At 59.8% G+C, this 17402-nt stretch carries 15 protein-coding genes and 1 pseudogene; 8 read left to right on the top strand and 8 right to left on the bottom strand.

Features of this window, described 5'->3' with window-relative positions; genetic code table 11:
* Positions 1–9: 9 nt before the first annotated feature.
* Both HMPREF3176_RS10215 and HMPREF3176_RS10220 read left to right on the top strand, forming a co-directional pair.
* Positions 10–633, top strand: a complete 624-nt coding sequence (locus HMPREF3176_RS10215) for a hypothetical protein (RefSeq protein ID WP_141742352.1) — start codon at positions 10–12, stop codon at positions 631–633.
* Positions 602–1144, top strand: coding sequence for a hypothetical protein (locus tag HMPREF3176_RS10220; RefSeq protein WP_141742353.1), 543 nt, complete (start codon positions 602–604; stop codon positions 1142–1144). The genes HMPREF3176_RS10215 and HMPREF3176_RS10220 overlap by 32 nt, the downstream gene beginning before the upstream one ends.
* 359 nt (positions 1145–1503) lie before the next feature.
* Here the strand turns inward: HMPREF3176_RS10220 and HMPREF3176_RS10320 are convergent, their stop codons facing one another.
* Positions 1504–1656 carry a hypothetical protein gene (locus tag HMPREF3176_RS10320; protein WP_161493624.1) on the bottom strand — a complete coding sequence of 51 codons (153 nt, stop codon included), beginning with the start codon at positions 1654–1656 and terminating at the stop codon, positions 1504–1506.
* Between the two features lie 53 nt (positions 1657–1709).
* Here HMPREF3176_RS10320 and HMPREF3176_RS04080 point away from each other — a divergent pair.
* The 3 genes and pseudogenes from HMPREF3176_RS04080 (at position 1710) to HMPREF3176_RS04090 (ending at position 8129) form a co-directional block, all read left to right on the top strand.
* A pseudogene (locus HMPREF3176_RS04080) lies at positions 1710–3017 on the top strand (phage portal protein).
* Positions 3018–3253: 236 nt separating this feature from the next.
* Complete coding sequence (locus tag HMPREF3176_RS04085) at positions 3254–5281, top strand: S9 family peptidase (protein ID WP_070458472.1); 2028 nt, start codon at positions 3254–3256, stop codon at positions 5279–5281.
* A 193-nt stretch (positions 5282–5474) separates the two neighbouring features.
* Positions 5475–8129, top strand: a complete 2655-nt coding sequence (locus HMPREF3176_RS04090; protein ID WP_070458474.1) for an esterase-like activity of phytase family protein — start codon at positions 5475–5477, stop codon at positions 8127–8129.
* Positions 8130–8208: 79 nt separating this feature from the next.
* On the opposite strand, the gene pepT is transcribed toward HMPREF3176_RS04090, so the two are convergent.
* From pepT to HMPREF3176_RS04110, 4 genes are all read right to left on the bottom strand, one after another.
* Entirely contained in the window at positions 8209–9462 is a 1254-nt protein-coding gene (gene pepT, locus HMPREF3176_RS04095) for a peptidase T (protein WP_210386450.1), read from the bottom strand.
* Between the two features lie 25 nt (positions 9463–9487).
* A complete protein-coding gene (locus HMPREF3176_RS04100) occupies positions 9488–10990 on the bottom strand; it encodes an AbgT family transporter (protein ID WP_070458476.1) in 1503 nt (500 codons plus the stop codon).
* Between the two features lie 177 nt (positions 10991–11167).
* Positions 11168–11749: a hypothetical protein gene (locus HMPREF3176_RS04105; RefSeq protein WP_141742354.1), complete on the bottom strand. Its 582-nt coding sequence runs from the start codon at positions 11747–11749 to the stop codon at positions 11168–11170.
* 80 nt (positions 11750–11829) lie between these two features.
* Positions 11830–12510: a hypothetical protein gene (locus HMPREF3176_RS04110; protein WP_141742355.1), complete on the bottom strand. Its 681-nt coding sequence runs from the start codon at positions 12508–12510 to the stop codon at positions 11830–11832.
* Between the two features lie 191 nt (positions 12511–12701).
* On the opposite strand from HMPREF3176_RS04110, the gene HMPREF3176_RS10705 reads away from it, so the two are divergent.
* Positions 12702–12845, top strand: a complete 144-nt coding sequence (locus HMPREF3176_RS10705) for a hypothetical protein (RefSeq protein WP_371327112.1) — start codon at positions 12702–12704, stop codon at positions 12843–12845.
* Between the two features lie 244 nt (positions 12846–13089).
* On the top strand, positions 13090–13686 hold the full coding sequence (locus HMPREF3176_RS04115) for a cation diffusion facilitator family transporter (protein WP_246826652.1): 597 nt from the start codon (positions 13090–13092) through the stop codon (positions 13684–13686).
* Between the two features lie 59 nt (positions 13687–13745).
* Here HMPREF3176_RS04115 and HMPREF3176_RS04120 read toward each other — a convergent pair whose 3' ends face one another.
* Positions 13746–14579 carry an SDR family NAD(P)-dependent oxidoreductase gene (locus HMPREF3176_RS04120; RefSeq protein WP_070458489.1) on the bottom strand — a complete coding sequence of 278 codons (834 nt, stop codon included), beginning with the start codon at positions 14577–14579 and terminating at the stop codon, positions 13746–13748.
* 14 nt (positions 14580–14593) lie between these two features.
* Complete coding sequence (locus tag HMPREF3176_RS10325; protein WP_016664704.1) at positions 14594–14758, bottom strand: hypothetical protein; 165 nt, start codon at positions 14756–14758, stop codon at positions 14594–14596.
* Positions 14759–14910: 152 nt separating this feature from the next.
* Between HMPREF3176_RS10325 and HMPREF3176_RS04125 the strand changes: the two genes are divergently transcribed.
* Complete coding sequence (locus HMPREF3176_RS04125; protein WP_070458491.1) at positions 14911–15264, top strand: sigma factor-like helix-turn-helix DNA-binding protein; 354 nt, start codon at positions 14911–14913, stop codon at positions 15262–15264.
* A 68-nt stretch (positions 15265–15332) separates the two neighbouring features.
* Here the strand turns inward: HMPREF3176_RS04125 and HMPREF3176_RS04130 are convergent, their stop codons facing one another.
* On the bottom strand, positions 15333–17393 hold the full coding sequence (locus HMPREF3176_RS04130) for a CocE/NonD family hydrolase (protein ID WP_070458493.1): 2061 nt from the start codon (positions 17391–17393) through the stop codon (positions 15333–15335).
* Positions 17394–17402 lie beyond the last annotated feature (9 nt).

A 17402-nucleotide genomic window follows, 5' to 3' on the forward strand; every position in this document is an offset into this window, starting at 1 on the left:
GGGTGGGCCATGCGATTTCACTCACTGCAAGTGCAAATCAAAGGCAATGTGGTTAGTTCAAATGAAAGTTGCGATTTTTCGCGCGACATTGCTGATGAATTCTATCTCTTGTCTCGTGCCCTGGGGTTTGAAGGCGAGAGAGATACCTATGCAGGTCTGTGGAGTACCCGGTTCGTGTATAGCGACCTTTCGCTTCTTACAGGAGATTTTCTAGCTAGAGGTTTGCATCTGGATCTTTTATGCGATGGTGATTATCCAGTTCCATTCGGCTCAATTTTCTTGTGTTTTGGGGAAACGATTAGGCGAATTGCTCAATGTGAAATTACGGAAGTAGCTGTGGTGTGCGAGCCCTATTCCGTTGGAATGTCAGGTAAAAACCGAAAGGGTGAGGCGCATATTCAGGAGTTTTTCAGCTTAAAGGCCGATGAGAATTCTCTCCCCAAGGTGCAATGTTCAAAGATTAGTTTTGCGTGCTATGGCCAGCGGCATCTGGACGGGCTATCTGGGTCAGTAGCATTGCCGAGGTCGCAATGCTACTTACCTGAATTGGCACTACCATTTTCTGGGATCTGGTCACAGTGGGAAGATGATTGTTTGCTTCATGCTCAAACGATTCAAATTGTCGCTAGTTAGCCTGGTGATTTTTAGCGCTACCCTGGGCTTTTCCGGTTGCTCGCAGAATAGCAATCGCACTTCTGAAGATAGTCAGTCAGCCATTCTGCTACGCCTTTCTCAAGGAACGCGTGAGGTGAGCGTGTTCGAGGATGCGACCTTTAGCGTGCTCCTTAATAAACCGGAGGCGCTCGATGAGGAAAATGCTCCAGCTCCCAAGGTCTGGAATATCATACCTTACGAGCGCGAAAGACCAATGTCGATACGCGTTGATAACTGTGCAGAACTAGACTTATTAGAACTCATTGTTTACGATCGTCTTGACTCGCAAAGTCGCCCAAAAGGATATCAATATTTCACAATATGTGGAGCTGGGTCGGGAGAGAAGTGTAGCGCGATATCGTTACTTCCTATGGAAGCACAACGCCTTATGGACTCTCCTGAATTTAGCCATTTCGCCGTTGCTGGGATATGCATCAGTGATGACAGGGTGGATGCCGAAAGCTTTATCGCGTTTCTTAAAAAAGCTTAGATTCTGTAGGTTATTGTGCTTGCAGGCCTAGCAAGTGGAGTGACCCAGGTCTATAGCTCTGAGTCGCTTGAGTGTTGTCCATCGCTGTCCTGGCAGGTAGCCGAAGAGCATGGGTGAATGGTGGAGAAACTTAGTAAACACACACCAGATCAGATTGTGCTTAGGTTGGAAAAGGTCAGCCAAAAGAGTGGCGTAGATGTATGCCGAGCGCGCATACTAGTGTTGTGACTCGTTAGTCGCCGTTTCTCTTGGAAATCCGGGTGATCATTTCTTCCTTGGTGATGGTTTCGATCCGTTCCATAATGCTCTCTTGAGCATCATGTATCGAGAGTCTGCAGGTTCGGTTTCGTCGTAGCACATCAGTCGATCAGAAATCTCATGCCTAGTGTCCACAACCATCCCTTCTCCTGGGTGTAGAGAAAATCCCTGTGCTGCTCTCGTTTACCTACCGTGCAACCCAAGATAAGGAAATATCGCGCCTCGCCGGCGGCACTGTCGTTTTGTTCGTTCATGCCGGTATTTCTTCACTTCAAGTGAATACAGTTTTCCACCGCACGAAAAACGAATGGGATTGTTTGGCTGGTTGCGCGGCACACCCCGGCGGGCTTCGAACGACCAGCTGTCCTCGAGCTACAACTTCTTGTTCGGCCCTACCATTGCTGGGCGGACTGTGACCGAACGCAGCGCGATGCAGATGACTGCCGCCTATTCGTACGTGCGCATCTTGGCGGAGGCGATCGCGGGCCTGCCGTTGCATGTCTACCGCACTGGGCCGTCTGGGTCGAAAATCAAGGCCACCGATCAAGGCCTATGCCGGTTGCGGCATGATGAGCTGAGTCCGGAAATGACGCGCATCGTGTTCCGCGAAGCTTTAATGACTCACCTCTTGCTGTGGGGCAACGCCTACGCCCAAGTCATACCCAACGGCCGCGACGAGGTGATCGGGCTGTATCCGTTGATGCCGAACCGCATGTCGGTTGGGTGAGGCGAGGCAGGCCGCCTGTATTACGAGTACCACACCAGTAGCGACGAACCTGCTAGGCAGTGGGAACGCGTCCGACTTACACCAGCCGACGTCCTGTATATTCCAGGTCTCGGTTTCGATGGGCTGGTGGGCTTTTGTCCGATTGCGACGGCAAAAAACGCGATCGGCATGGCGATGGCCACCGAAGACTACGGCGCGAGTTTCTTTGCCAACGGTGCCGCGCCTGGTGGGGTGTTGGAGCATCCGGGCACGATCAAAGACCCCTCCCGCGTCCGCCAATCCTGGCAAGCCACCTTTGGTGGTGCACGGAACTCGAACAAGGTGGCTGTGCTTGAGGAGGGCATGAAATACACGCCGATCTCCGTTTCACCTGAGCAGGCGCAGGTTTTGGATCCCCGGAAGTTTCAGATCAACGAGATCGCCCGCATCTTCCGTGTCCCGCCGCATATGATCGGAGACCTCGACAAGAGCTCGTTTTCCAATATTGAGCAGCAGTCGTTGGAGTTCGTGAAATACACGCTCGACCCATGGGTGATCCGCTGGGAACAAGCCATCACTAAAACACTTCTGACTCCGCGTGAGAAACGTCAGGTATTTGTGAAGTTCAACGTCGAGGACCTGCTGCTCGGCGACTGCGTCTCCCGGATGAACGGGTATGCGGTCGCCCGCCAGAACGGGTGGATGTCCGCCAACGACATCCGCACTTTAGAGAACCTCGACCGCATCCCAGAGGACTAGGGTGGGGATCTGTATTCGTTGGTCAACGGGAACATGCTGCCGCTTGCCATGGCAGGCGCATATGCCACCACAACGTCCAGCGAGGAGACGCCACCGGGTCTCTGCCGCCACCGTTGGAGGGCGACCGCCGTCTGGCGGTCTTGCACCTGAACAAACATTTGAAAGGAGGAGCCGGTGAGACGGTTCTGGAACTGGGAGCCTGCCGCTCCTACAAGTGAAAACCCGGCGGGTAGTGTGAACTGCTCCCCATTAGTTGGACTGAGAAATCAGTTACCAACTAGTGGGGAGTAGTTCACGGGCACCCGGGGTTTTTCGTTTGTCACTGGCCGACTTCCTCTGGGTGAGACGCGCAGCACACTGTGCGTTTTCCTCGCTAGGCTTGCTCCATGACTGAGACAGCATCAATTTTTCATGACCTGACACAGTTTGTCGCCGAGCCGCGCTTTTCGGGCCTGGCGCTTTCTCCCGCAGGGGACCGCCTCATTGCGGTACGCACCGAACTCAATCAGAAGAAAAACGCGTACGTGAGTGCTCTGTGGGAGCTTCCGTGCGGCGGAGGTGACACCCGAAAGCCACGCCGTCTCACGCGCGGCCTCGAAGGGGAGGCCCTCGCGGGCATCACCAATGAGGGCGACATTCTCTTCACGGCAAAGCGCGACACGGGCGATGACGACAGCGAACAGCGCCTCTTTCTTCTTCCGAGCGGCGGGGGAGAGGCCCGCGTCGTCGCGAAGCGGCACTCGGGCTTTGGTGGTCTTAGCGTTGCGCGCGAAAGCGGTCGCATCGCGCTCGTGAGCGGGGTGCATCCTCACGCGAAGGACGCCGAAGACGACGCTCGCATCGCGAAAGAGCGCGAAGACAAGAAATTTACGGGCATCCTCCACACCGGCTATCCCGTGCGGGCATGGGATCACGACCTTGGCCCTACCGTGAGCCAGATCTTCGTTGCCGAGCCGCTCGATACCGAGGACGGCGACGCCGAGCTCGAGCTTCGCCAGCTCACCCACTTTGCCCCTCATGAACGGGTCTCGGGTGCCCAGATTAGTTCCGACGGTCGCTTCATTTACGCGACGCTGAATCGCACGGTGCGCGGGATCAACTCTTTCAGTACCGTGGTGAAGATCGACGTTGAGTCGGGATCCGTCACGACACTTGCCGAAGAAGACGGCGCCCATCACATGCTCGAAGCGGTGAGCCCCGCGGGGGATTACCTCCTCCTCGCCCGTGAGCAGGCCGTGAGCCGAACGGTGCCGCTGAAGCTCGAGTATTCGATCTACAACCTTGAAACCGGCGAGCGCACAGCTACGGCGACGAATTTCTCCGACTGGATTGGCTGCGTCGCGATCACGCCTTGCGGCAAGAGCATCTACTTTACGGCCGACCATGAGGGTCGCGGCGGAATCTTCCGTCTCGATGTCGATAAGGGAACGGTTGAGCTTCTCACCGAGGGAAATTTCCACTACGACGCCGTCGCGCTCGCCGAGCGCGACGGGAGCCTCGTCGCCCTTCAAGATGCAATCGATCAGCCTCCGCTTCCCGTGCGGCTCGATCCCGACACACGCGAGGTGAGCCGCATCGATGCTGCGCTTGAGGCCCCGGCGGTTCCGGGCGACCTCACCGAGTTCAGCATCGAGGCAGAAGACGGCACGAGCGTGCGCTCGTGGCTGTGCGTGCCGAAAAACGCGAGTGAAACAAACCCTGCGCCGCTTCTTTTGTGGATTCACGGTGGCCCCTTCGGCTCGTGGAACAGCTGGAGTTGGCGCTGGAACCCGTGGACGGCCGTCGCCCGTGGCTACGCAGTGCTTCTTCCCGATCCCGCCATCTCAACCGGGTACGGCCAGCAGATGATCGACCGCGGTTGGGATCAGCTTGGTGGGAGCCCGTTCGACGACATCATGCGAGCCACCAAAGCCGCGCTTGAACGCCCCGAAATCGATGAGACGAAGAAGGCTGCGCTTGGCGGATCCTACGGCGGCTACATGGCGAATTGGGTGGCGGGCCATACGGGAGACTTCTTCGACTGCATCGTCACGCATGCGTCCCTGTGGAACATCGACCAGTTCCGCCACACGACCGACGCTGGCCAGCACTGGGGAGCCCACCTCGATGATGCTCATGTGGCCGATTACAACCCCGCTGATTCAGTGGGGGAGATTGTCGCGCCCATGCTCGTGATCCACGGCGATAAGGATTACCGCGTTCCGATCGGAGAGGGTCTGCGTCTCTGGTACGAGCTGCTTGAGGCCTCGGGCAAGAGCCCGGAGGAGAACCCTCACAGGTTCCTCTACTTCCCGAATGAGAATCACTGGGTGCTGACGCCGAACAACGCGTTCACGTGGTACTCGACTGTCCTCGCGTTCGTGGACCGCCACGTCAAAGGGGTAGAGACCGACTACCCAGACCTGCTCGGTTAGCGCGATACCCGCTGCGCGGCTCGGCGGTTCCTAGGGTGCCGTCGGGCCGCGTTTTTCCTGCTGCAAGCGGAGCGATTCAACCAACACTCGCCGCTGCGTAACCGTGCGTTTACCGGGTGGGGCAAAGATGGGGGTGCGTGAAATTTTCCCCGGCGCGCGTGAACGATCCCGCATCTCTTAGAAAGTCAAAGACGTGAAGCGTACCTCCTCAATCTTCGCGGCAAGTGCCCTCGTGTGCTCGCTCGGCCTCGGCCTTGCTATCCCCGCTCTCGCCGAGGGCGACGAGAACGTCGAAAGCCCCTTCGCACGCACCGCGACTTACCCGGTGTATATGAATGCCCCCGAGGGGGTTGATCCCGCGGATGAAACCGTCGCCGAGATTTCGACCCTGAGTGAAGACGGCAACACCCTCATCTACACCGACGCTGCAGGTAAGCGCATCGGGTTCCTCGACATCACCGACCCGAACGCCCCCAAGGGAGCTGGCAGCGTTTCGCTCGCCGAGCTTGGCCACGCCGATGACCAGCCCACCTCGGTTGCCGTCGCCGGAGATTACGTGCTCGTCGTGATCGATGAGACCGGCGGCGACTTTGAGCATCCGAAGGGACGCGTCGACGTACTCAAGGTCAGCACGCGAGAACAGGTCGCCTCGATCGACCTCGAAGGCCAGCCCGACTCGATCGCTATCAACAAGGACGGCTCGATTGCCGCAATCGCGATGGAGAACCAGCGCGATGAAGAGCGCAAGGATGTCGAGGGTGGTTTGCCGCAAATGCCTACGGGCTTCGTGCAAACACTCAAGCTCGAGGGCGACCCCTCGACCTGGACGGCCGTCCCCGTGCGCTTCACAGACAGCGACGGTGAGGTTCTCGACATCGTGAAGAATGCGGGCCTCGATACCCCCGAGGATCTCGAACCCGAGTACGTGTCGATCAACTCGAAGAACGAGCTCGCCGTCACTCTCCAGGAAAACAACGGCGTCGCGATTATCGATCTCAACACGAACGAGATCACGAGCGTGTTCACCGCCGGAACGGTGAATCTTGACGGCATCGACGCGGACAAGGACGGCGATATCCAGCCGAACGGGCGGCTCAGCGACATTCCACGCGAGCCCGACGCGATTGCGTGGGTCGATGATGAGCACGTTGCCACCGCGAACGAGGGCGACTGGAAGGGCGGCTCGCGAGGCTGGACTGTCTTCGACACCGAGGGCACCGTCGTGTGGGATGCCGGCAATTCGATCGAGGAAATCGCAAACAAGTACGGTCTTCACAACGAAAAGCGTGCCGGTAAAAAGGGTCCCGAGATTGAAGGACTCGCCGTGGCTGAAATCGAAGGCGTGCGCTACGCCTTCGTTGCTTCCGAGCGTTCCAACTTCGTTGCCGTCTACAACGTGAATGACCCGGCAAAGCCCTCGTTCGAGCAGTTGCTGTTCACAACGAACGGCCCCGAAGGGATCCTGCCGATCCCCGGCCGCAATCTTCTCGCCGTCTCGAGCGAAACCGACGACGCCTCCGCTCGCGTACGCAGCGCCGTGAACCTCTACAAGCTCGGTGCCGACGCCCCCGAAACCGCCCAGCCGAGCATTGTCTCTGCGAAATCCGAAGACGGCCACGCGGTTCCGTGGACGGCGCTCGGTTCGCTCGCCGCGAGCAAGTCCGACGCCTCCACGCTTTACGCAGCGTCCGACGCGGCACTGGATGTAGCCTACGTCTACACGATCGATGCCTCGAAAGAACCTGCTCTCATCACCGAGCGCCGCGCCCTCAAGCGCGATGGCGCAGTTGCCGAAGGTCTCGACATCGAGGGGCTCAGCCAGCGCAACGACGGCGGTTTCTGGCTCGCGTCCGAAGGCAAGACGGGCGACAAAAACCGCCTCGTGCGCACCGATGCCGACCTCAACATCCAGGAAGAAATCGCACTTCCCGAGGACGTTTCCGCGCACATTGGCAAGTGGGGTCTCGAGGGCATCGACGCTCGCATCAACGAGAAGGGCGAAGAAGAAGTCTTTGTCGCGATCCAACGTCCGCTGTGGAAAGACGCGAGTGCGAAGCCTCTCGAGGCCCAGGAGGGAAACGTCGCACGCATCGGTCGCTACAACACCACGACCAAAGCATGGAACTGGTACACAGTCGAACTCACCGCGACCGACACGAAGGGCGACTGGATGGGCCTTTCCGAACTCACGATCGTCGACGACACGCTCGTGCTCATCGAACGCGATAAGCTCAACGGCCCCGACGCCGAGGTGAAGCAGCTCGTTCAGGTATCGCTTCCCAGCGAAGACGAAGTCGCAGCCGCGAACGGCGCGCCGATCGCGCTCGATAAGGGCAAGGTCCTCGATGTTCTGCCGAAGCTGCGTGCAACCAATGGCTGGACCCAGGAGAAGCTCGAAGGCTTCACCGTCGCAAAGGACGGCTCGATGTACGCCGTCACCGATAACGACGGCCTCGATGACGCAACTGGCGAGACGCTCTTCCTCCGCCTCGGCAAGGTCGGTGACGCCTTCGATGTCGCCTCCGATGAAGGCGAACAGCCGTCGGAAGACCTCCCTGCCGATCCCGCCGATGACGAAACAGGCGAGGATGAGGGCGCGGGTGAGGCACCTGAGAAGCCTGTCCCCGCGCCTGCCGATGGGCCGTCGAACTCGGTCGAAGCGCCAGCGAAGGCACCGGCGAAAGCTGATGAGCCCACCCGCCTGACAAGTCAAGGAAAGAAGAAGAGCCACGTGCCGCTTCCGCGTACAGGCGTTGAAGGCAGCGCCTACCTCGTGACCGCGCTCGGAGCTCTCGTGCTGCTCGGCGTTGGCGGAACGCTCGTCGCTCGCTCCGTACGCAAGCGCTAAGCGGTCTTTCCCGCGAACACGAGGGCCGGCGATCTCCCCGGGGAGGCCGCCGGCCCTTTCACGGCTCAGAACGCGGGCGTTACTGCTGCGCCGCCTGTCGAATGAGCGTATTGACCATCTCGAAACTCTTCTCAAAGGCGTTAAGCGGCAAAAACTCGAACACCGAGTGGAAATTATGCGCGCCCGTAAAGAAGTTCGGCGTGAAGATTCCCTGACGCGAAAGCCACGAACCGTCCGTGCCGCCGCGCATCGACAGGTGGATCGGCTCAATGCCGAGCTGTGCCATTGCCTTCACGATATTGTCGGTTGCGACCGAGTTCGCTTCTGTTTTCGCGTCCTCGATGTTTCCGTACACATCCTCAATGTCGACGGTGACCTTCGCCCGAGGATGTGCCTGCGACACGCGCGCCGCAATATCGCGGATACGCTGCTTCTTTTCTTCGTAGCCCGCACGGTCGTGGTCCCGTACAGCGATACCGATGTGCGCCGTGGTCTGATTCCCCTCGATCGCGTTCACCCAAATGTAGGACTCGCGGCCCTCCGTGCACTCCGGGGTCTCCCGCCGATCGAACTGCGCAATGATGTCGTGCGCGACCAGAATGGGGTTGACCATGTTCCCCTTCGAGTTCATGGGGTGAGCGGAAACACCAACGATGTCGATTCTTACGCTTGCCGCGTTGAAGGTCGATTCCACAACCTCCCCAAGCTCGCATGAATCGAGCGTGAACGCGTACTCGACGGGGAAGCGCGCGAGATCCATCGTCCGCACGCCCCGCAAGCCAATCTCCTCGTCCGGCACGAAGCTCAGGTACACGTCACCGTGAGGAACCGTCGGACCCTGCAGCAGACGCACCGCTGCCTCCATGACTGACGTGACCCCCGCCTTATCGTCCGCGCCGAGAACGCTCGTACCGTCCGTCACGAGGATCCTCTCTCCCTTGTAACGGGCGATCTCGGGGTGCTCACTCTCGCGCATCCAGACGTCGTTCGCCTCATTGAGGCACACGTCCCCGCCGCCGTACTCGATCACGCGGGCTTTCACGTCCGGGGAAAGATTCACATCGACCGTGTCGAGGTGGGTGCAAAAACCAATCGCAGGTGCCACGGCATTCCCGGGGAGGTTCGAGGGAACCTTGGCGGTGAGCACACACGTGTCGCTGAGGTGAATCGCCTCGGCCCCTGCCTCCTCGAGTTCCCTCTTGAGCAAACGCGCAAGCTCCCACTGCCCCTCACTTGTGGGAACGGTTGTCGAAGACGCATCGGACTGGCTCGAAATCGCCGAGTAACGCAGGAAACGCTCAGCGAGGGCATCTTGGATTGGGCTAGACGCCACGGTGATCATCCTTTCTTCGCGCACGTTACGGGCGCGGGTAGACGTAGCTTGAATCAAGGCCGAGAGGGATGTTGAAGCCCCAGAAAATAAACAGTGTGATCGTGAGCGTGACCATGAGGCCGATCGAGTAGGGCAACATTATGGAGGAGAGCGTGCCAATACCCGTCTTTTTCACGTATCGCTGGCAGTACGTGATGATCAGCGGGTAAAACGCGAACATCGGGGTGATGACGTTGATTGCCGAGTCGCTCACACGAAATGTGGCTTGCGTGAGTTCAGGTGCGATTCCCACGCCCATGAGCATCGGGACGAAGATCGGGGCGAGAATAGCCCACTTTGCCGATGCAGACGTGATGATGAGATTCAGGCACGCGACGAAGAGAATGATGCCGAGGACCGTGAGCTGCGGTGGCAAATTGAGTTTTTGTAGAAACTCGGCGCCTGAGACAGCGAGGAGCGAACCGATCTGGCTCTGATTGAAGGCCCACATGAACTGAGCGGCGAAGAAATAGAACACGATGAGCGGAACGAGGGTCTCGGTCATGGCCTCCATGGCCTTTGACACGCCTTTGGGGCCAGTAAAACGGCCCGAAAGAAACCCATAGAGAAGACCCACGAGGCCAGTGAGCACGAAGATCATCATGACGATGGACTGCATGATGGGGGCATCGGGCGCCGTGAGCGAACCCGATTCTGGTGAGCGCCATACGGAATCGCTGGGGATGAGCGAGACGACGAGAGCCGCGATCACGAGAATGAAGACGCCCGTGGAGATGTATAAGGCGCGGTTCTCGCGCGAAGTGAGGGGAGTATCGATGTTCTCGATGTCATCGGATGTGACATCGAGGGGGAAGTTCTTCTGAAGCCAAGGTTCGACCCACTTCTCGGTCACGAGCCACAGCGCAGGAATGACGGTAAAGGTCGCGCCTAGACCGTAGAAATAGTTAGCGAGGATATTGACGCTGTAATTCGGGTCGATGATGTGGGCGGCCGGTTCGGTGAACCCCTGGATAACGGGGTCGATTGCCGAAGGCGTGTAGTTTGCGGCAAACGCGCCGGCGATACCGGCGAATGATGCTGCGATGCCCGCGAGGGGGTGCTTGCCTACCGCATAGAACATGTACGCCGCGACGGGGATGATGACGACGTAACCGGTGTCGGGACCCAGGTGCGAGAGCATGCTTGCGACGATGATCATCGGTGTGAGAAGCGACTTTGGGGTGAACGAGAGGAGCTTTCGCAGCGCGGCGTTGATGTACCCGGAGCCGTCAGCGATACCGATGCCTATCGTCGCCACGATCACCATGCCGAGCGCGGGGAACGTCGCGAAGTTGGTGACGGCTGTGGCCATGAGCTCGACGAGACGGTCGGGTGCGAGCATGTTGACGATTTGAATCTTCTCGTCAGTTGCGGGATTGATGTAGTCGAAGTTCACGAACGACAAAAGCGCCGAGACGACGAGAACGATCACGAGAGCGCTGACGAAGAGCGTCGTGATGTCGGGAATCTTGTTGCCGACTTGAACGATGAGCCCGAGGACGCCTTTGGGTTCGGCTTCCTGAGATGGGGGGCGCGGGGGAGGAGGCGTTCGCCGTCACGGGTCATCCTTTCGTCGTGGTAGGCCGTGTGAAGGCTGAGTACGCGAGAGCCTACACGGATTGTAGACAATTTGTGGATGTGCCCATTAAATGAAATGAGGTCTGCCTTAGCCTCGGACGGCCTCCGCGACCTTAATGATTTCCTCCATCGACGCATCGCGAGACTGCACTGAAAACACGGTGTCGGGGAGGTCCTTGGGCCATACCCAACACATGAAGCCTCCGCGTCCATCGGGATGCGGCGCGCACACACCGCGGTCGAAAACCTTCTCACCTTCGAGCCCCCACGAGGGATTTTCCGCGGTGGCTTTACCGTCGGCGATGTCGGAGATGAGGATCGAAATGGTGTTTTCGCCTCGCGCGTAGATGGGCCTTGTGCCGATGTGGGCGAGATCCCACTCACCGACGGTGTCGGGAAGGCGGGCGTTTATGGTGTCGTCGGTGTTATCTCCCGTGTTCGTTGACGGGCGACCTGGCGTCGGGTGAGGGGCGCCAGCCGTAGGAGAGGCAGGTGGGGGTGAGGTTTCATCGGCCGACGCCGACGGACTAAACGATGACGTCGACGCACTAGACGTTGGTGACGGCGGGTTTGCGGCTTTGGGCATATTGATGATGATCGCGGCGACCGCGACCATGATCCCTGTTACACCTACGGCGATGAGGCAGCCGCAGGCCGCAAAAGTAATCACCAGCGGCGATCGTGTCCGATTCTGCAGGTTGTGCGGGCCAGCCATGGTTTCCCCCTTATCTTTACGCGCGCTTCGTGGGGCTACTTGCCCTCGATCACAGCTTTCGAAACGCGAACCATTTCCTCCATATCGGAGTACTTCGATGTCATGTAATACGCGGTGTTTCCTGTTGCGCGCGGAAAAATAAGGCAGGTGATCGCCTCGGGGTTGAGGGCATTTAGGCCGCAGCTGCCGCGCTCAAACACCTGTTCACCCTCACGGCCCTCCGAGGGGTTGGAAGGGTCTTCGGAAAGGCTGATCACGAGGAAGCTGATCCGACGATCCCCGTCCTTATAGATCTTGTCCCCACCAACATCCTTGAGGACCCAGTTTTCGATCTTCTCCGGCAGTGCCGAGTGCAGTGCCGCCTTCGCCTCTTCAGCAGACTTCGGTGTCGGTGCGGAGGGCGCGTTGGTCGTTGGTGGTGCGACAGGCGTCGGCGATTCAGTGTCGTCGGGCGGGGAAGTGGGGCCCTCGGAGGTGGGGTCAGAGGGTGCCGGTGACGGCGACGTTTGAGTCGTCGTGGGTGCAGCTGGAGGCTCTTCTTTCGAGCCGTTCCACAATAGAAATGCAACGACTGCCACCACCGCAAGAATGAGGAAGAGGGCCGCTGCCGCTATACAGGACCAGATGACGACTGCTCGCCTTCCCGACGACTTTTCGGGCCCAAGTGGCGGTTGCGGGTAGCCCTGCGTTTGCTGGGGTGGTTGCTGTGCTGACATCGCCTTCCCTTTCAACCCGCGTGGCGCCGCTTGAACGAAGCCGGAAAACGTCGGTTACGTCACAGACTACCCGGGTAACTGGCTATTAGGCCACAGCACGGTTCGAATAGCTAGAGGCTTGCATTTCTCTTCGCCACGAAAGGGGGTGTCACTTGCGGCTGTGGTCTTTGAATCCCGCCTACCTTGATCGGATGGCACTCGTCGCCTGCTGGCGTGAGGCACTCTTGGCGCAAAGGTGCTCGCGGGCCTCACTAAGGGGTACACGAAGCATCCCCAACTCGAACGTTTTCGAGAGAGCGCCGATCCCCAAGGGAGCATCGGGGCATTCCTTTTAGGGATCGCACGTGAGGCAGATTCCCGTAGATACTCGTTTGATCATTCGAAAATTCACGCGCCCGGGCAACTCGACGGCTCTCTGTCGGTTACTACCGGGCAGCTAACGTTTGAAGCCGAACACTTACGAAGGAAGGTGCGAGAACGCGAACCAGGCTGGCAAGGGGTCCCGCCCGAGGGTGCTGTGCTTGAGCCCCATCCCCTTTTTCGCGTGAGGGAAGGACACCTTGAATCGTGGGAGAGGCCGTGAATACACCGGAGCTTGACGCTCGTGCGCGTCGAATAATACTCATCGTTGCGCTCTTCAACCTTGCCGGCTGCCTCGGCGAGGCGATACTCGCCTTCGCGATCGGCTCCGCCTCTCTGCTCGCCGATGCGGCAGACTTTCTCGAGGATTTCCTCATCAACTCCCTCGTTCTCCTCGCCCTCGCATGGCCGCTGGAGAGCAGACGGAAAGCCTCCTACGCGCTCGCAGGGCTCATCCTTATTCCCGCGGGCGCAGCGTTCGCGATGGCGATTCACAAGCTCCTCACGGGGCTGCCGCCGGAACCGTTTGCGCTTTCCGGAACAGCCCTTGCAGCGCTCGTGATTAACGCTTGCTGTGCCGTGCTCCTCGTGCGCCTGCGCGCGGGTCACAATGCTCTCGTGCGCGGCGCATGGCTCGCCGCCCGCAACGATGTGCTCGCGAACGTCCTCATCATTGCGGCAGGCCTTCTCACCCTCGTGTGGCCTTCGGTTCTCCCCGACGTCGCGGTGGGCATCGTCATTGGGCTCGTCAACCTTGGCGCCGCCAAAGAGGTGTTCGAGCAGGCCCGAGCGGAGGAGCCGGAGCTGGAGGCTTAGGGCGCCCGTTGGCGTCACGGAATGGTTGATCAGACCCTTGAGAGCTGGGGGATCGCCCGCTAACGCGAGAGTTTCTGAGCCGTTTTTCGAAGATTGTGCGTGAGATACGGTTCGATTACGCGCTGGCCGAGACCAGGTACGAGGGCGAGGGCCGAAAACGCCTTCGGTAGCACCACAACCCGTGAGCGACGCTCGATGTTTTTGACGATCGCGGCAACGACGTCCTCGCGTTTGATCGGGGTGAAGAGCCCGCCGAAGTTACCGCTTGCGCGATTCAGGAGCGGAGAGGTGGTGAGCGCATCCCCGAGAGCAGACTCGAAGAACGAGGGGTGAATGGTTCCGACGCTCACTCCGCTTCCATCGAGCTCAAGCCTGACTGAATTAGCGAGCGCGAGCACTCCGGCCTTCGAGGCTGAATATGCGGACATCTCCGGCATGTGAATGAACGAGGCGAGGGACGCAATGATGCACACGTGCCCCTTCGCTTCGCGAATATAGGGGAGCGTGGCCTTAATGGTGCGCCATACCCCGTTGAGGTTGGTGTCAACGTCATCCACGAAGCCTGTCGCCGAGTAGTCCTCGACCAGTTCAGTCGTCACCATGCCTGCGCCGGCGACGAGGATATCGATGCCGCCAAAATGGTCGGCGGCGCTCTTCGCCGCAGCCTCGACCGAGGCGAGGTTGCGCACGTTCATCTCGATCGCGAGAGCCTTCTCAGGGCCACCGAGCTCGCGGGCGAGAGTCTCGAGCTTGTCGGTGTTGCGGCCCAGGAGAGCGAGCCGAACTCCGCGGGCGCTGAGGGCCCGGGCGGCGTCGGAACCAAGTGCGCCGGACGCGCCCGTCACGAAGGCGACTTTGCCGCGCAGCCCTTCCGGGGAGAGATATGTGCTCATGGTGCCTTTGCCTCTCACGCGAGCTTCTCGAGCCGCCACGCCTGAAGGAGCGTTGCGAACTGAGGGGGAGTGATCGCACCCTTACCTGCGATTCGCGCCTCGACTCGAGCGTTGGCGGCGGTGATGTTCTGCTCGGCGGTCGCGCTCGGGAACGCCTGGGCATACTTCGGCGGGGTCATGGGCGCCTCCTTCTCGGTTGGGGTGATGCCTCCACTCTACCGGTCGCGTCATACCCTCCTTAATGCCCCCAATGTGCTAGGAGTGGTTGCGATAGACGTGCAAGAGGACGTGGCATCATTGTGGTGCCGGGTAAGCGAAAGGAGACGAATCGATGGCGATCGAGGTCAAGGCCACGCGAAGCGGACGAGAGTGGGATGCGACCCTCTCGATAGGCGGCGAGAGCATCCGAGTCCGTGCTCGTACGTTCGCGCAGATTACGCCCCTCGTGCAGCGCGCTCTCGCGGATGCCGGTCACACCGGGCGAGAGGTGCGCGTGGTAACCGAGTACGACGACGCTAAACGCGGAGCCGACCACGCAAGCGCAGAAGCGGAGGCAGCGGCAAAAATGGCCTCGGAAATCCGCCGTTCGATCATCAGAAAAATGCGAGCCGACGGCCTTAGCCAGGAGGATATTGGTACGATCCTCGGGATCTCGCGGCAACGCGTCTCGCAGCTGAGCAGCTAGCAAAGCTGGCACGCGAAAGCGGCGCCACCTTCGTGCGGTGACGCCGCTTGTGGGCAGGAGAAAAGTACTTACGAAGCGATCCTCGGGATCTCCTCGCTCCAGCGTTTCTCAAACACTGTCTCATCTCCATCGCGGCACTCCACGATCGACTCGGTGGTGAAAACCTCCGCGGTACACGAGATTCGCGTCGTTGCCGTGAGCGACACATCCCAGCCGAGATCCGGACGCCTAAGGCCCACATTCCAGACAGCCTCGGTGCGCGCCGAAAGTGGATCATCCCACCTAATCCAGTAGCGCTCCACCGTGTCCTCGTCATAGTGCAGGCCATCGGGGTACACGCGGGTGCCACCGTAGGCCGGGTCAACCTGCAGCATCGTCTGGCGCTTCACGACGTCCTGCTGAACAAGCCTTTCGGGCCGAGCTGAACCCGCCCTACCCGCTTCGGGATACTCGACGTCGAGGGGAGTGGGTTGAACGGCTTCGGCGAAACCGACGGCTGCGTCGCGCGATGCCGCCTCAGAACCCTCCACTGGCTTTTCGCGCACGGGAACCTCGAGGAAGCTTCCGTCGATGTCGACCGAGAAACCGTCGGCCCCCGGTTGCGGCCACACCCACGGCCAGTACGCGCTCGAGATGGCGACGCGAAGAGTGTGACCCTTTGGCAGCACGTAGCCGATTCCCGTGAGGGGAATGTCGAGATCCACCCACTGATCACTGGGCATCTCAACGGCTTTATCGCGTCCCTCGCGAGCGGAGAAGTTCATGTTCCCGCGCGTGACAAGAGTGGAGGAGCCATCCGGGGCGACGTCGGTCAAGCGAACGTAGGCCTGCCCTTTCGCATGAGCCGACTTCACACGCAAGCGAAGAGCGGCGTTACCGAGAATGCGCACATCAGTATCGAGTACGAAGTCGAAGCACACGCTCTTTGCGTCATCGACGCGCTGATCGGTGGGGAGGTCACCCGAGTTGCCAAAGGGGAAGTAGCGGCCCGCGCTCATACCCGTATCCTGCGGGCTCTTGACACGGATTTCACTACCCGAACGCTCCGCAGCCGGGAGTGCGTTCGCCGACGCGAAAGAGAAGCGTTCCTTGGGGCGCTCATCAGTGTTCCACGATTCCTCGGCCACCCACGTGCCGCCAACTTCGTCATAGACCGAACTCGGGCGCATCGAATCGAGCATCCACGCGCGAAGCAGCGGTTCCTCATCGAAGCCGGTTTGCTTCCCCTTGAGATGAAGATCCCAAAAGCGGAGCGTTTCCCCGAGGAAGTCGATGTGAGGGCCGGGGCGCAAGTCGCGATCCGGGTACTGGTGCGACCACGGACCGATGAGGCCCTTCACGCTCTTCCCGCGCGAAGTGAGGTTCTCGCACAGGCGAAGAACCGTGTCGCGGTACGGATCGAACCAGCCACCGACCGCGAAAACTGCCGCATCGATATTGTCGTAGTCTTCGCAGGCGGATCCGTGCTTCCAATACTCGTCGCGCGTTTGGTGGCGCATCCACTCGTCGATGTACGGTTCCATCTTGTTCAGACGATCGAGCCACTGGTCCTTCCACTGATCGCCCACCACGCGCGGATCAGACGGGCGTGACTCGAACGCGAGCATCGTCGCCGCCCACGCGTGCATGTCCACCGCGAGCATAGAGCCGCCGAGATAGTGCACGTCATTGTCATACCGATCATCTGTCGAGCATGTGGTGACGATTGCCTTGAGCTGCGGCGGCTTACGGGCGGCAAGCTGGAGCGAGTTAAAGCCGCCCCACGAAATGCCGAACATGCCCACATCACCGGTGCACCACTCCTGCTCGGCGATCCACGCGAGAACCTCTTCGCCATCGCTTAGTTCTTGCTCGTCGTACTCGTCGCCGGGCACGCCGTCAGAGTTACCGTGGCCGCGAATATCTACGCGGATCGATGCGTAACCGTGTCCCGCGTAGTAAGGGTGGCGTTCGTGGTCGCGAGGCGCCGTCCAGTCACCCGCGCGGTACGGAAGGTATTCGAGCAGGGCGGGAACCTTCTCATCGGTGACGGGCATGAAAGCTTTCATCCACAGCTTCGTGCCGTCGGCGAGAGGGATCCAATCCTCCACGATTTTTACGTCATAGGGGAAGTCGTCGATGTATTTCATGAACGAGCT

The organism is Dermabacter sp. HMSC08H10, from assembly GCF_001807585.1.
Lineage (GTDB): Bacteria > Actinomycetota > Actinomycetes > Actinomycetales > Dermabacteraceae > Dermabacter > Dermabacter hominis.